This is a genomic window from Calothrix sp. CBUCES-K 9914 (genome assembly GCF_059640475.1).
The window spans coordinates 13712-29341 of sequence record NZ_JBXXZH010000038.1 but is presented as its reverse complement, the minus strand read 5'-3'; the positions used below and the strand labels follow the sequence as shown (position 1 = coordinate 29341).

At 39.1% G+C, this 15630-nt stretch carries 12 protein-coding genes; 10 read left to right on the top strand and 2 right to left on the bottom strand.

Annotation, left to right across the window (positions count from 1 at the left end):
• Positions 1-450: 450 nt before the first annotated feature.
• The 9 genes from AC2JBO_RS11465 to AC2JBO_RS11425 all read left to right on the top strand — a co-directional run bounded on the left by AC2JBO_RS11465 (position 451) and on the right by AC2JBO_RS11425 (position 9190).
• On the top strand, positions 451-684 hold the full coding sequence (locus AC2JBO_RS11465; RefSeq protein WP_496953779.1) for a hypothetical protein: 234 nt from the start codon (positions 451-453) through the stop codon (positions 682-684).
• Between the two features lie 1208 nt (positions 685-1892).
• Positions 1893-2165 (top strand): hypothetical protein, encoded by a 273-nt coding sequence (locus AC2JBO_RS11460; protein ID WP_496953778.1) that lies wholly within the window; start codon positions 1893-1895, stop codon positions 2163-2165.
• A 144-nt stretch (positions 2166-2309) separates the two neighbouring features.
• Entirely contained in the window at positions 2310-2528 is a 219-nt protein-coding gene (locus tag AC2JBO_RS11455) for a hypothetical protein (protein WP_496953777.1), read from the top strand.
• A gap of 67 nt (positions 2529-2595) precedes the next feature.
• On the top strand, positions 2596-3156 hold the full coding sequence (locus AC2JBO_RS11450; protein WP_496953776.1) for a hypothetical protein: 561 nt from the start codon (positions 2596-2598) through the stop codon (positions 3154-3156).
• Positions 3157-3341: 185 nt separating this feature from the next.
• Entirely contained in the window at positions 3342-4793 is a 1452-nt protein-coding gene (locus AC2JBO_RS11445) for an APC family permease (protein WP_496953775.1), read from the top strand.
• A 476-nt stretch (positions 4794-5269) separates the two neighbouring features.
• The gene (locus AC2JBO_RS11440) at positions 5270-7000 is read left to right on the top strand and encodes a fatty acyl-AMP ligase (protein WP_496953796.1); all 1731 of its coding nucleotides are present in this window, start codon (positions 5270-5272) and stop codon (positions 6998-7000) included.
• Positions 6985-7974: an acyl-CoA desaturase gene (locus tag AC2JBO_RS11435; RefSeq protein ID WP_496953774.1), complete on the top strand. Its 990-nt coding sequence runs from the start codon at positions 6985-6987 to the stop codon at positions 7972-7974. Before AC2JBO_RS11440 ends, AC2JBO_RS11435 begins: the two co-directional genes overlap by 16 nt.
• 90 nt (positions 7975-8064) lie before the next feature.
• Positions 8065-8421 carry an acyl carrier protein gene (locus AC2JBO_RS11430; protein WP_496953773.1) on the top strand — a complete coding sequence of 119 codons (357 nt, stop codon included), beginning with the start codon at positions 8065-8067 and terminating at the stop codon, positions 8419-8421.
• Entirely contained in the window at positions 8393-9190 is a 798-nt protein-coding gene (locus AC2JBO_RS11425) for an alpha/beta fold hydrolase (RefSeq protein WP_496953772.1), read from the top strand. The genes AC2JBO_RS11430 and AC2JBO_RS11425 overlap by 29 nt, the downstream gene beginning before the upstream one ends.
• A 161-nt stretch (positions 9191-9351) precedes the next feature.
• Here the strand turns inward: AC2JBO_RS11425 and AC2JBO_RS11420 are convergent, their stop codons facing one another.
• The gene (locus tag AC2JBO_RS11420) at positions 9352-12981 is read right to left on the bottom strand and encodes an NB-ARC domain-containing protein (RefSeq protein ID WP_496953771.1); all 3630 of its coding nucleotides are present in this window, start codon (positions 12979-12981) and stop codon (positions 9352-9354) included.
• Positions 12982-13359: 378 nt separating this feature from the next.
• Positions 13360-13743 (bottom strand): hypothetical protein, encoded by a 384-nt coding sequence (locus AC2JBO_RS11415; protein WP_496953770.1) that lies wholly within the window; start codon positions 13741-13743, stop codon positions 13360-13362.
• A 341-nt stretch (positions 13744-14084) separates the two neighbouring features.
• Here AC2JBO_RS11415 and AC2JBO_RS11410 point away from each other — a divergent pair, with 341 nt between their 5' ends.
• Positions 14085-15518 carry a right-handed parallel beta-helix repeat-containing protein gene (locus AC2JBO_RS11410; protein WP_496953769.1) on the top strand — a complete coding sequence of 478 codons (1434 nt, stop codon included), beginning with the start codon at positions 14085-14087 and terminating at the stop codon, positions 15516-15518.
• Positions 15519-15630 lie beyond the last annotated feature (112 nt).

The window sequence follows — 15630 nt, the reverse complement described above, 5'->3', positions numbered from 1 at the left end:
ATCGGCACCTGTTATGATATGAACTACTATCTATATTTATAAGTTTAAGTGCGAAGTTAGTAGAACATATGGATATGTGCTACCAAGTGTAATGATTAGTACTACTTTCATTGCTTACTAAGTATTTAGCGCAAAAAAAGCGCTATTTTACCGAGTAGATTTGTATGATTAGTTTATTTTTGATACAGCCTTATACTGCTTTCCTATTTGGAAGTATATGGAGAACAGCAGTTTTAGAATTCTTAAATCCCCATATTTGGTACTACTGGCTAACTTCATTAATAATACTTTTATTTTATTTTTTATATGGCGTGTCCTATAATTTTATAATTTTAAACGCCAACGTTACAAAATTAACGACATAGACCACTAACTATAGTTTATATTAATACTTTTTGAATGAAAGAGTAACGAGTATAGATACCCCAACATCAACAGAAAATTGTTTTAGTGAGTACTAAATCTGCACTTTTGAAAGCACGCTTCGGTGTAGAAGGCGCCTGCTTGGGTAGAAGCTATCCAAAAACTACCACAATCCCAGTTAAAACAAGCATAAACTCTATACCCTCCTATTATTTGGGAGGGTCTCTTGCCAATCATGCTGTGGGTATGATGAGCGAGTTTCTAATTGCTCTAATACGGAAGTTGGCTGCCTATAATCGTTTGCAGATAACTCTAAATTAAAGGCAGTAAACATAGATTGCAACGAACTTTTATCTACAGGTTCGGTGCGTCCCAATATCTTGGAGATAGTGTGCAGGGCTAAGTTAGTACGCGCGCTCAGTTCTTCCAAAGTAAAATTGTTTCCAGCATTCTCTTCAAACTCGGCAGTAGCTTTGGCGGATTGGAGCTTGTTGATAGGGGCGATCGCACTTTTGGTGATGGGGTTGATGTGGGCGATCGCACTTCTGGTAATGGGGTTAATTTAGGCGATCGCACTTTTGGTGATGGGGTGGATGTGGGCGATCGCTTTTGGTGATGGGGTGATGTGGGCGATCGCACTTGTGATGATGAGGTTGATGTGGGCGTTTGATCGCCCTTGTTTATTTACGAAAGCCTTAAGTTGAAATTAACTTGCGAAAGTTGCCTTGTGTCAATAAGGGAAAGTACGCAAACTGGAATATGTAACAACTATTAAGCAAGAAAAAATGCTCATGAAGAAAGTAATTCTAGTTTGTTCTCTATTTGCTGCTCAGATAGTGTTTGCTCCAGCTTTTGCTGTTCCAGCAGGAAGCTACACTCAGACTTGCAACAATATTAAAACTCAATTTTTTCCTGACAGGAGTTCCATTTTGACAGCAGATTGTCTAAATCTAGGTCATAAACGAGTAAGTACAAAATTAGTAAATTATCATAATTGCAAACCAGGTACAATTGATAATAAGGACGGGAGATTAGTTTGTCAGAGCCTCTTCTTTTAGCTAAGTAGGTAATGGCAAACTAAACGTGAGTGATCGCACCCCTAATATTCATATTCTCATAAATGTGATCGCTCTCTCTCCAACTGTCTCAAAGAAGCGATCACACCTTTGGTGTTCATAGTTGAATATTTAGTTAATTCTCCTGTTTTGTTTAAGCTGAACTTCCCCCCAAGTAAAAAAAGCTAACTTTTATCCAGAGCGACTTTCAACGTTTTTTGAATCGCCCTTACTGGGTACAATTGTCAAAGGGTCTTGCGAAGCGAGCTTGAGGCGTTGACCCCCAATTTTTAGCTTACCCTAGTTGTACCAATAGTTCCAGGGCTTACATCGGTACGCTAATATGTGCATCGAACCCTATATTGATTACATAGTAAGGGTTTAAGAGCAATTTAGTACATTCGCACAGGGCAGTTCAGTTTAAGTCCCGTTAATTATTCTTCGTTCTTGCAAACTTAGACTAGGAAAAATCAGATGTTAAATCAACGTCTTTTAGCTGCTATTTTGGCTGTAACAACTGTGACAACTAATGTTGTTGTTAATGTTTCTGCTTCTTACGCTAAAAATAGTACAAATTTTAAATTTCTTGCTCAAAGAAATCAACTAAAATGGGTAGAAGTTCTTGACTATGTTAATAAAGCGATAGACGATCTAAAAAAAGTTCACGACTTTGACATACCAGGAAAATTGCAAAGTTTGCAACAGCTTGCAGAAAATACGATTCGTCAAGAGAAAGGTAATGAATAAGCTCCTACAAATATTACTAATGAACTGAAACAAGTTCTTAATAGTATTGATGTTAGTAAATTCAATTCGGATGTGAAGTCTGATGTTATAAAGCTTAGAAAAAAGTTGAATAGAATGTAGTCTTCACAATAGTAAGAGAAATAGTTGAAAAAAAAAAACACCAGTGTTAAAATCTGGTGGTTTTTTACTTCTGGTAAATCAGCTTCACTCAAACAAGGCTATCGGGCAAATCTTCAAGGTTTGAAGCCATCGCTCTCTTACCAAGCGTCTCAAACAAGCGATCGCATTTTTGGTGATGGGGTTGATGTGGGTGATCGTGCTCGTTTTTTTGACGAAAGTCTTAAGTTGAAATTAACTTGCTAAAGTTGCCTAGTGTCAATAGGAAAATTTTTGCATATAGAATTTATTAATTCAAAGGAAGTTTTTTGATATGTCCCATTCTAATTTTTTGGTCTCCAAGGCTGTCATTGGTTCTGCCATATGTTTACTGGGGCTAGCAGGAGCAATGTCCATAAATTATTCAGATGAAGCGTTTGCAGGTGACGTGCCTAATAAATCTCTCTTACTTGGTCAGAAAACATCTAATTTTGTTTTAATTTCCACTCCACTAATAGCTCAATTTAATGACCCTAGTCTGGGTTCAAATTCCAGTCAAAACTCATGGTATTGCTCGGGTACTAATAGAAATTATATGTATTTTCGTCGTCATCAGTTTAGTCCTGATGTTCATGTAAGCTATAATCCTGCGAACCCAGCAGAAACACACGTTACAATGGGACAATATAATAGACGGCAAGGAAGGGAAATAAGATTTTATTATTACCCTTTAGGAAATGGTGGAAATGGTAGTTTTAACGAAAGTGCAAGGAGAAGTTCTGACGTACAAAGAGCGTTAATGACAGTATGGATAAATTTTAGAAATAGTGTTCTTTCACCGAATAGTGTTCCACCACCAAGTATTTGTCGAAACGGAAGACACCGTGAGTTGTAATTAGCCTTTTTTCGACTTTTGGGAATATTAGTGCGATCACGTTAAAGAGGCGAGTGCCTCTCTGAGTAAATGCTTTCATTATTGCGTATCCCCCATCTCCCTTGAAAAAAATCACGCATTGATTTACATAAGCAGAACTTGGTGGGAAAGTATTAAGAATAAATACTTCGTTGCCTAAAAAACCGATGAATCACGATTCGGATCTAACACTGCCTAACAATGCTTCCTGCACCCCAACACTAGAACGCAATACGTTGAAATTGCAACACGCGATCGCCATGTCTATCGCCGCAATGTCTCCAGTCGGTTCCATCTTTATTAACACCATCCCTCAAGCCGGACTTGTCGGAGCAGCGATACCCTTGTGCTATGTCATCGGGTTTATAATTGCTTTGCTGATTGCTCACCAAATCAGCTTGATGGCAGCCGAGTTTCCCACAAGCGGCTCGCTGTATACTTTTGTCACTCAGGGATTGGGCGTGCGTTGGGGCTTTCTTGTGGGTTGGTTTAGTTTGATTGCCTTTGGCGTGACAATTCCTACTGTCGTGGTGTTAATGAGTGCAACTCTTCAAGATTTATTTTTGCGTTGGTTTAGCGTACACCTAGACTGGACAATTTGGTATGGCATTTTTAGCGCGATTGTATTTGTGGTTTGTTACCGAGGCATTCGCTTCTCGCTACAGTTAGATTTTACACTCTTGATATTTGAAATCGGTGTTTGTTTATTGCTCGCACTCATCGTGCTGGTGCAAGCGGGTAAAACTGGACAAATGACGATTGCACCGTTCACGCTACAAAAACTACCTCCAAACAGCAATTTGGTTCCCGGTATAGTTTTATCAATCCTGAGTTTTGTCGGGTTTGAATCAGTAACGACGCTGGGAGAAGAAGTGCAAAAGCCTCGGCAGACCATTCCCAAAGCCATGACAATCTCGCTTGTTTTCGTCGGCGTTTTTTATGTACTGATGGCATATGTAGTGACAATTGGCTATGGCATTAATCAGATGGCGAGCTTTGCCCAAGATACGATACCATTTGATACGATCGCGCGTCGGGTTTGGGGCAATGGCTTGGCGTTACTGATTGATTTTGCGGGTATTATGGCGGGCTGTGCTTGTGCTGTTGCTTTTCTCAATGGATCTGCTCGAATTGTGTATGCAATGAGCCGAGAGGCGCTGTTTCCTGCTTGGTTCGCTCGGATTCACCCCACATACCGCACACCTGCCAATGCAATTTGGGGATTAAGCGGCATGTCGTTAGTCATAGGGCTGGGGCTGGGAATGCTGTGGACACCGATCGCTATATATGGGTTTCTTGGAACCCTGTTGACGCTGGCTGTCCTGATCATTTACGGATTAGTCAGTCTTGCGTGTTGGCGATATTTTTCCATCCAACGTGGCACACGCCACTCCTTGCATTATCATGTGCTACCTTGGCTCTCGATAATCGTTATTCTGAGTATTTTATTGGGCACAGTTTATCCCTCTCCACCAGCACCGCTTAACTTAGCGCCTTACATCATCCTCGTTTGGCTGTTGCTTGGAATGATCGTGTTTTGGTTTCTCCTCATTCGGAAACCCGAAGCCCTGCGTCAAGCAGGCAAAGTATTTCTGGCTCCTGAAACCGAAGTCGATTAGTTACTTCAACTTTCTTCAGTCTGTAAAGTTGAAATTTTCTCATTTTAATATCAACAAGCGATCGCCTACAAACCTACCCAATACCTTCCACAGCCCCCAAAGCTAATAGAGCCGATCGCTGCGCTGGAGTTACCCCTCTGATGTTCATCCCTTCGTAAAGGCGATGTCTACGACGGGCTACGCCTACGCATTTGTAATGATGGGGATGACGTGGGCGATGTCTACGACGGGCTACGCCTACGCTCTTGTTTATTTACGAAAGTCTTAAGTTGAAATTAACTTGCTAAAGTTGCCTGGTGTAAGTAAGAGAAAATCTGCAAACTGGAATCATGTAACGGGAGCATCCAGTTTTGGCAGATCGACTTTTTTAGACCAAGCGTATAGTAAGGTTTCCGGCGCCAAGTACTTATGTTTCTTCCAAAAGTGGATGCTCCCCATGTAACTAAGTAGAAATTACATAATCAAAGGAGAAATTTATTAAACCTGACTTTTTAACTTTAGTTGACATATTACGCTATAGGGCAATCCACCAGCCTGATCAAACAGCATACATTTTCCTTCAAGACGGAGAAAAAAATTTAGTCAGCACAACTTATCAAAAATTGAATGAACGCACACAAGTGATAGCACAAAATTTGCAATCAATATGCCCTGCTGGTTCAAATGCCTTACTGCTCTATCCGCCAGGATTAGATTTTATAGAAGCATTTTTTGCTTGTTTATATGCTGGAGTTGTTGCTATTCCTGCTTATCCGCCTCGTCTTAATCAATCTCTATCCAGACTGCAAGCAATTATTGCAGATGCACAGCCGACTCTAGTGCTTACCACCCAACTTTTAATGTCTAAACTACAACAAAAATTTAAGGAGTTTGAACATTTGCAAACTCTAGACTTGTTGGCAACTAATAACATTAACAATGACTCAGTACAAGAATGGCAACAACCAGTGATAAATAATGACACCCTAAGTTTTCTCCAATATACTTCGGGTTCCACAGGTAAACCAAAAGGAGTGATGGTAAGTCATGGCAATTTGTTGCACAATTTGGAGTGCATTAAGCAAGCTTTTGAACTGACTTCAGAAAGTGTATCTGTGACTTGGCTACCAAGTTTCCATGATATGGGTTTAATTGACGGTATTCTTGAACCTTTGTATACAGGGTATCTTGGGATATTGATGCCACCTACATCTTTTCTTCAACAACCAATACGATGGCTACAAGCAATTTCAAACTACAAAGCAACTCATAGTGGAAGCCCTAACTTTGGATATGATCTTTGTGTTCGTAAAATTACTCTAGAACAGCAAAAAACTCTTGATTTAAGTACATGGCATAGTGCTTATAACGGTTCTGAACCGATTAAGCAAGAAACTTTAGAGAATTTTACAGCTAAATTTCAATCAAATGGTTTTTGTGCGAAATACTTTTATCCTTGCTATGGTCTGGCTGAATCCACTTTAATAGTTTCTGGTGGACTGATTAACAATGAGGCAATTTATTGCCAAATAAACGCAGATTCTTTGGAAAATAATCAAGCTGTAGTTACATCTAAAGAAGTAGAAAAAACTCGGCCATTAGTTGGATGTGGAAGAGGATGGTTAGATACAAAAATTATTATTGTTGATCCAGTCTCACTAAAAAATTGCGCTCCAGATCAAGTAGGCGAAATTTTAGTATCAGGTTCTAGTGTTGCTCAAGGTTACTGGAACCGTCCGCAGGAAACTAAAGAAACCTTTCAAGCTTATTTGGTAGATACAGGAGAAGGACCGTTTTTACGAACAGGAGACTTGGGATTTATTAAAGACGGGGAGTTGTATATTACAGGTCGTTTGAAGGATGTGATTATTATTCGAGGTCGTAATTATTATCCCCAAGATATAGAATTTACCGTAGAGCAAGCCCATCCTGCATTGAGTTTTGGTTGTGGTGCAGCATTTATAGCAGATTTTAAGGGTCAAGAGCGCTTGATTATAGCGAATGAAGTAGAACGCAGTTATCTCAAGAAGCTCAACATAACTGAAATTGAGGGTAATATCCGGGAAGCAGTAGCATGTGAACATGAACTACAAGTTTATGCTATTCTGTTACTAAAACCTGCAAGTATCCCAAAAACTTCTAGTGGAAAGATACAGCGTCATGCTTGTCGGAATAAATTTTTAAATGGAACTTTAAATTTGGTGAATACTCAATGTCAAAACAATTAGATTGTGAACAACAATTTGAAAATGTTCAAAATTCAAACACCTTGCTCAATAATAAATTTCAACCCATTGTATCTAATGATCGCATTAAAGCTACTAAACGGCGTTTTACTTTGACTATCAGCCTAGCATCCTTGACAGGGTGTCTAATTGCCATCTACCAGTTATTTACTTCAAGTGTTGGTTTATTAGAAATAAGTTTGCTATTATTCATGTACGTTGTATGTGTACTAGGAATTACAGTAGGTTTTCATAGGCATTTTACGCACCAAGCCTTTAAAACTCGAACTCCGATTAGGATTATACTTGCTATACTTGGTTCTATGGCTGGTCAAGGATCTGTTATTGCTTGGGTATCAATTCACAGATGTCATCATCAATATAGTGATAAGCAAGGAGATCCCCATTCGCCTAATCTTCATGGTAAGGGTATTTTAGAAAAGCTTAATGGGCTGTGGTATTCTCATCTTGGCTGGTTATTTAACAGTGAATTACCAAATTCCTTAGTATTCGCCAAAGATTTATTGAAAGACCCTGTTATTTGTCAGATCAATAGGCTGTATGTTGCTTGGATACTACTTGGTCTTCTTATTCCAGCAATTGTTGGTGGAATTTTAACTTGGAATTGGGTAGGGATATTCCAAGGGTTTGTTTGGGGTGGACTAGCAAGGCTTTTCTTAACATTCAATAGTGGTTATATTATTAATTCAATTGCTCATACTTATGGCAAACGGCTTTTTAACACTTCTGAACAAAGTCAAAATAATATTTGGCTAGCTATTCCTACATTAGGAGAAGGATGGCACAATAACCACCACGCTTTTCCCATGAGCGCGAATTTTGGTTTGAAAATCTGGCAAATTGACTTGGGTTACTGGGTTATTAGACTACTTCAATTAGTGGGTTTAGCGACAGAGATTAAACTTCCTCAGCCAGAAATGATTGAATCCCAAAAAATTGTTTCGCATCCAGGGTAATTATAATATATGAAGAAGCTTGCTAGAAAATAATTACATTTATTGAACTATTGAGTGTTAGAAATTTAGAACTATCAGAGAAGTAAAAAGATGGAAACACAAAAAAAATATCAATTTAGCTCTACAGATTCAATGATTAACGATACCAAAAATTATGTAAATACAGGATTAAGTAAGCTAACAGAAGCTGATATAAAAGCCTGGTTAGTCTCTTATCTAGCAGAAATTTTAGAAATTAGTCAGGAAGAAATTGATACTAAAATTCCATTTAATCGCTATGGTCTGGATTCTTCAGCAACAGTAGGCTTGGTTGGAGACCTAGAAAATTGGCTAGAACAAGAACTTGATGCTGCTTTAGTATACAATTACCCAACTATTGAAGCTTTAACTCAGCATTTAGCTTCTTTAAGTAAAAGTTATGCCAAAAATTTACGTCAACGGGATTGATTTGTTCTACAAAATCCAAGGAACGGGTACACCTTTAATATTAATCGCTGGGTTTGATTGTGATAACTCTTACTGGTCAGCAGTTTTACCAGCACTGGTAAATAATTATCAAGTGATTCGCTTAGATAACCGAGGGGTAGGAAGAAGTTCGGTGCCCGATAGTCCATATAGTATTAAACAGATGGCTGATGATACTGCTGCACTATTAAATTATTTGGGAATTACTAAAGTACATGTAGTAGGTCATTCAATGGGTGGACAAATTGCTCAAGAATTAACCTTAGTACACCCTGAAAAAGTCAAAAGTTTAATACTACTTTCATCTTGGGCAAAAGGGAATGCTAAGTTTAATTCAATAATTGAAATTTTTGGTAACTTATCTATTCATTTAGAAGCAAAAATTTATCAAAAAACATTACTCCCTTGGATATATACTGAAAAATTTTACTCAAATGGAAGCATCGAAAATATTATTAATATCATTGAATATTCTTCATTACCAACACCCCACGGAATTTATCATCAAAGCAAAGCAATTCTTTATAGTGATACGAGTAACAGTCTCAGCAATATTCTTTGCCCAACATTAGTTGTTGTCGGTAAAGAAGACATTCTTACTCCTGTTACATTCTCTAAGCAACTTGTTAATGGTATTCCTAATGCCGAACTTGTCGTTATTGAATCCTCTGGTCATGGTTTGTTGATTGAGTCAGCAGATGCGGTGGTAAAAGTCATGCTTCAATTTTTAGCAAAACAAGCTTGTTTTTGAGCATTTTAAAAATCGGCAGAGATGGGCTAAATTATCCCAACAGTGATATTTATTTTAGACTTTGCTCTTACGACTCGTATAAATAAATTCATGTTTTACCTATTAATAAAAGTAGGTAAAATTTAGCTTGTAGTTATAAAATCAGGAGAAAACAATAAAACCTACCCAATACCTTCCACAGCCCCCAAAGCTAAAAGCGCTGCTCGCTGCGCTGGAGTTAACCCAGTCACCCCCCGGATGTTCATCCCTTCATAAAGGCGATCTACTTTCAAGGTTTTAATGCACTCAAGAGTTTCCACATCCCACAGCTTAATCCCCTCATCTTCACTGGTATGAACCAAAATATTACCAACAGAATTAAAGCAAACAGAACATTTTCCACTACTATGATTATGCAACACTCTGACACAGGTAAAGTTATTGATATCCCAAAAGCGAATCGTTTGGTCAAAACTGGCGGATACCAAGGTATAACCATCTGGACTAAAACTGACTGACCATACACCAGCAGTATGTACTTCCAACACTTTTATGCAAATAAAGTTACTGGTATCCCAAAGTCGAATTAAGCCATCAAAGCTAGCACTTGCGAGCATTTTACCATCTGGACTAAAACTCACTGACCAGATTGAATCAGCGTGACCAGGCAAAGTTGTTATGGATTTACCTTCACCCACATCCCATAACTTAACCAAGTATTCCTCACCACCTGTAGCTAAAGTATTGCCATCAGGACTAAAGCTAAATGACCAGATTATATCCGTGTGACCAACTAAAGTTTTTAGACATTTATGCTTGTGAATATCCCACAACTTCACGCTCGCGTCCTGACTAGCACTAACCAAGGTTTGACCATCAGGACTAAAGCTAACTGATGTTACTGCACTGCTATGACCGTTAATGGTTGTAATACAATCACCAGAAATTACATCCCACAACTTAATGCTTTTGTCATCACTGCCACTGGCTAATATAGAACCATTTGGACTAAAGCTAATTGACCATACCCAACCTGTGTGACCTTGTAAAATTTTAGTAGAGTACCCAGACGCAACATCCCATAGCCGAACTAAACCATCTAAACTGCCTGCTGCCAAGATACAATCATTAGTGTTAAAGCTCACCGAAAGCGCCCCACTGGAATGACCCTGTAAAGTTCTCACGCACACACCTTTATTTACATCCCATAAACGCACACTGGAATCCCTACTAGCACTAACTACAGTTTTACCATCTAAATTAAAAATGACTGAGTACACTTGACTTATATGCCCGTGTAAAATTTTAACGCACGTACTTTGCTGCACATTCCACAACCTCACACTTGAGTCCCAACTACCTGTAGCTATAGTTTGACCATCTGAACTAAAGCAAACTGACCACACCCAATCTTTATGACCGTGGAATATTTTAATGCAAGTACCTTTATTCACATCCCATAATCGAGCCGAGTGGTCATTACTTCCACTAGCAAGAGTTTTACCATCTGGACTGAAACAAACCGAGCATATCCTGCCAAGATGACCTTGTAAAGTTTTAATACAGATACCTTTAGTGACATCCCACAAGCGAATTTCGCAATCTAGACTACCACTTGCTAGGGTAGAACCATCAGAATTTAAGGAGACTGAATATACCTCCCTAGTATGACCGTGCAGCACTTTGAGACACTTACCTGAGCGGATATCCCACAATCTAATTGAAGTATCACTACTGCCGCTTGCTAAAACTTGACCATCCGGACTGAAGCTGACAGACCAAACAATACCCGTGTGTTTATCTAAAGTTTTTAAGCAATCTCCCGTTTGTACATCCCACAATTTGACCAATGCATCTAGACCACAACTTGCCAGGGTTTGCCCATCTGGACTAAAGGTGACTGTCCAAGCTACACCTTCATGTCCCTTAAAGGTCAACAAGTTTTTTCCATCCGCCATTTGCCACAAATGAATTTGCCCATCCCCATCACCCGTAGCCAACAGTCTTCCATCAGGACTCAAGGCAAGTGAATAAACACTCTTCAAGCTTTTAGCAAATATACACTGATCAAAAGCAGTATTTTGGAAATTAACTCCAGCTAAATTCACGCGCTGTAAGCCAGCTTGCCTAATGCTCAAATTTGAGAAGTCATACCCCTGTAAATTTGCTTGCAAATGCGCTAACAAGTTGAGAACATTACCCCCCACATACCCTGCTAGTACTGGCGCCTGATGTCTTTTCTGTTCTAGTACTTCCTGCAACAAAATTACTAGTTTTTGTTGACTACCCAACTCGATTAACAATTTCTCCAGCAAGGGTTGTATAATTAATTGCTTTTGTGTCTCCCTGATATAGTCTTTGGCTGTTGCCTTTATCAAAGCATGGGTTTGGAATAAGTTTAAACAAACAGGCTTTTCTCCTACTAATTCTTGAAAAACTTGTTCAATCAATCGCTGCGTGGTATACTCCATTACTACAGGTTGCAAAAAGAAATACTCGCCAGTTTTTTCAATTAATGACCGTTGAAATAAAGATTTAATCGCTTTTGGTACGAGACGCTTGGAAGCTTCGGTTACTATATCTTCAACTAACTCGGTAAGGGTTACTGGCTCTCGATTAATTGCCAGCCAGTACATTACTTCCTCTTCTACTGTAAGGTGCGTAGCGCCATTTAGAATTGCATCAGGCATCAAACACCCAACCGATAAACGTAGGAACTGCTGTTCTAACAAGTCGCGGATATCGTCAAAAATTAGTACTCCCTGTTCCACATACTCCAAAAAAGAAGCTATTTTACCATTAAAAAGCTCTTGGGTTCCGGCTGCCACCATTTTTAGTGCCAGAGGATTACCTGCATAATGCTCAATGAGTACTTGCCATTCTCGCTCTGTACCCGTGAATAAACCTTTTTGCTCGAATAACTGTTGTCCCTCTGTTGGATTTAATCCCTTTAATGACAAAGATTTCACTCCTGTTCTGTCTCCTTCTAAAACAACCATTTCTCTTGGTTTTTCTCTGGAAGTTATTAGGACGCAACTAATATGGGGTACTTCTCCTACGCGCTTGAGTATTTGACCGTACCCATCGTGGACTGGAAGACATTGCCCTACTTTATTTCCACTAATTAAAATTGTCTCAATATTGTCTAAAATCAGCAAACAACGGTGATTAATCAAACATTCCATCAGCTTCGATAATTTTCCATCAAAACTCTCAGGTACTACCATCTCCTTCCGCAAAGACCACAGCAAAGATTGCAGTATGCTTGTTAATTGTTCCTCTACAGGTGGTGCATTTTGCAGGCTTCGCCACACTACTACCTCAAATTCACTTTGAATTTGCAACCCCAGCTTCACTGCTAATGAACTTTTGCCAATTCCCCCAATTCCCAACAGTCCAACTAAACGACATCGTTCTTCTAACACCCACTGTCTTAGCTGCAATAATTCTTGAGTGCGACCATAAAATACAGATACATCCGGCGCCTCTCCCCAATCATGCTGTGGGTATGATGAACGAGTTTCTAATTGCTCTAATACGGAAGTTGGCTGCGTATAATCGTTTTTAGACAACTCCAAATTAAAGGCAGTAAAAATAGATTGCAACGAACTTTTATCTACAGGTTCGGTGCGTCCCAATATTCTTGAGATAGTGTGCAGGGCTAAAAAAGTACGCGCGCTCAGTTCCTCCAAAGTAAAATTGTTTCCACCGTTCTCTTCAAACGAGGCTCTAACTAAAGCAGATTGGAGCTTATCCCAGCCTTTGAGGGTGAGTATAACGCCCCGATTGCGTCGAGTTTTTTGCTGTTTCATTGGCTTTACCTAAAACGCTTTGTAGATGCTTCCTTAGAAGGGAGTGCTTTGAGACAAACACAAACAGACAGCCAAAAAATTAATCTCACTCCTTCCAGATAATAATATATTTCGCGTAAATATTGATACTGTTAGCTTCACGAGGCTTAAATTCAATTTACAACAGCACGTTTTACAGTACTTATGTTCTTAGATATTTGGCACCGTTCGATAATTATATGTTTGAGAAAATATCTCACTTTACAGTCATAAAGTTGGACGAGGTATGTTAAACAGGGTTACTTAAACATCCCTCCAATGTCAACAAGTAAGTTTTATTAGGAATAGTTTCAATACTTGTAGTATCACTAACTAACATCCAATCATTTCAAAATATTACTAGCGCCTGTTTGCCTGTTTCTGCTGAGAATGAAAGCGAGAGAATAACCCAGATATTACAGGCTCGATATATGGGCGCCCAATAAATAAACCAGATACTAAAATAGCAGGAATTAATAACTTAACTCCCCCAGAAATACCTTTTTGAATTTGTTGTCCAATATACTGCTGCAACTGTTGTCTTTTTTCCCGCTTGAGAGAATATCGCTCTTCAACATTTCTAACTGCTTGTTGTATTAGTTCTGGAGGAATTTTTGCTTCTAAACCTGCTTGTTGTAAATCTTCAAGTGAGTAACCAGAGGTCATTTGAGCATGTAAGCGGGTTGCTTCCGCCAAAACCTCACCTGCCATATGGTCGGGAATACGGGAATTTTGATGAGTCATAAGCGTATATAGACAAAAATCTATTCTTGTTGCTTACTCTTATATATTTTTGGCGGAGCGTAAGTTATGCATTTTTTAATTTATTTGTAAAAATAAAATCCTGATCATCTGAAGCATGTGTATTATCAATCGCAATAATACATGTATTTTTAAGGCGCCGAGTGAGCGTTACAATTTGCAAACTGTCATAAGCGGGGTTGAAAATAAAAGCGGAAGAGATTTCTATTAGGTAATAATTTGTACCAAGGGATTGCATTCTACTCACGCCAGTTCGCCGACTGTTCCCATCCCTGCGTGCGACTGGCTTCTAAATACAAAATACGTGAGTGTGATTATACCCTATGACACAAGTGACAACAGTTCCAGTAACATCGTCTGACCCAATGAATGCGTTAGCTACTGCTGCTTCTTCTGGAACTACTTACTACGTTGCGACAAACGGCTTAGACACTAATTTAGGTACTTCTACAAGTCCTTGGAGAAGTATCAATCATGCAACTTCAAAAGACTCTCCCGTCACAGCAGGTGACACAATTAAAGTACAGCCAGGTGTTTACACAGAGTTAATTACTCTTGACAAATCAGGTAATTCTAATCTTGGCAACATTACGCTCAAAGCTGATGGCGCCGTTACCTTACGTGACCCTTCACCAAGTCAAGGTGGTTTCAGAGAAGGTGTAATTCAATCAGCAGGTAAAGGATATTGGACTATTGATGGTTTTCGGATTGAAAATACTTCTTGGGCTGGTATTTCACTGCGCGATGCGAACAATATGATTGTGCAAAACAATTACACTTACCAGACTGGGGCATCAGGAATTATTGTTCTTCCTGATACTTACTATGATGGTGGAGAGGCTGAAGTTACCAGTTCTAATATCAAGATTCTCAACAACACCATTGAGCGAGCTAGCTGGAATTTCAAAACAAACACGGACTACTTGGGCACTCAGGAAGCTTTAAGTATTTGGGGTGTGAATGGATTTGAAGTCGCCAATAATACTCTTAAAGAAGGAAAGACAGAAGGTATCGATGCTAAAGTTGGTTCTCGCAATGGCTCGATTCACGATAACGTGATTACCGCTCAAGCTCTAGTATCTGGAACACCCCAAGCTTACAATGGTGGCCCAGCGATTTACCTTGATGGAAACCGTGCCACGATGTTCAATATTAGCGTCTACAACAATAGTGTTTATGCAAACACCGCAGACGCAATTGCAATTGCAGATGAAGTTCCACAACAAGGAGATGTATATGACATCCGCGTCTACAATAACGTAGTCTATGGTAATGGAAGACAAGGTATCAACGGAGGCGCCGGAATTTACATTAACTCAAACGTTCGCGATGTTGAAATAGAACACAATACGTTCTTCAATAACGTTCAAGCCTTTGAACTTAATGGTCTAAACGGCGGTGGTAAGAAATCGAGTAATATCAAAATCGAAAACAACATTTTTGCCAACAGCACATACCGTAATGGATTTATTGGCGACACAGACAACGTTACTCTAAGCAATAATTTATTCACCAATGGCTTTGGAGAACTCTACCAAACTCAGGGAGCAGTAGCAAACTTACAGAGCAATGGCAATATTACAGGAGATGCTCAATTCATGAATCAGAATGGAAATGACTTTCATTTATTGTCCTCTTCACCAGCTATTGATGCTGGTTTTCCTTTAATCGGCGACTATGCAAAAAAAGATAAGGATGGCATTACTCGTCCAATTGGTCAAGGTAATGACATCGGTACTTACGAGTACCGCAACTAGATTATTTAACACTTTCTGAATTGGCGCCTTCAAAAAAGGCAGTTCAGATTCCCGACTTCTTCAAGAAGTCGGGAATCTGACTATTCATGCTTATATAGTCAATTTAGATATA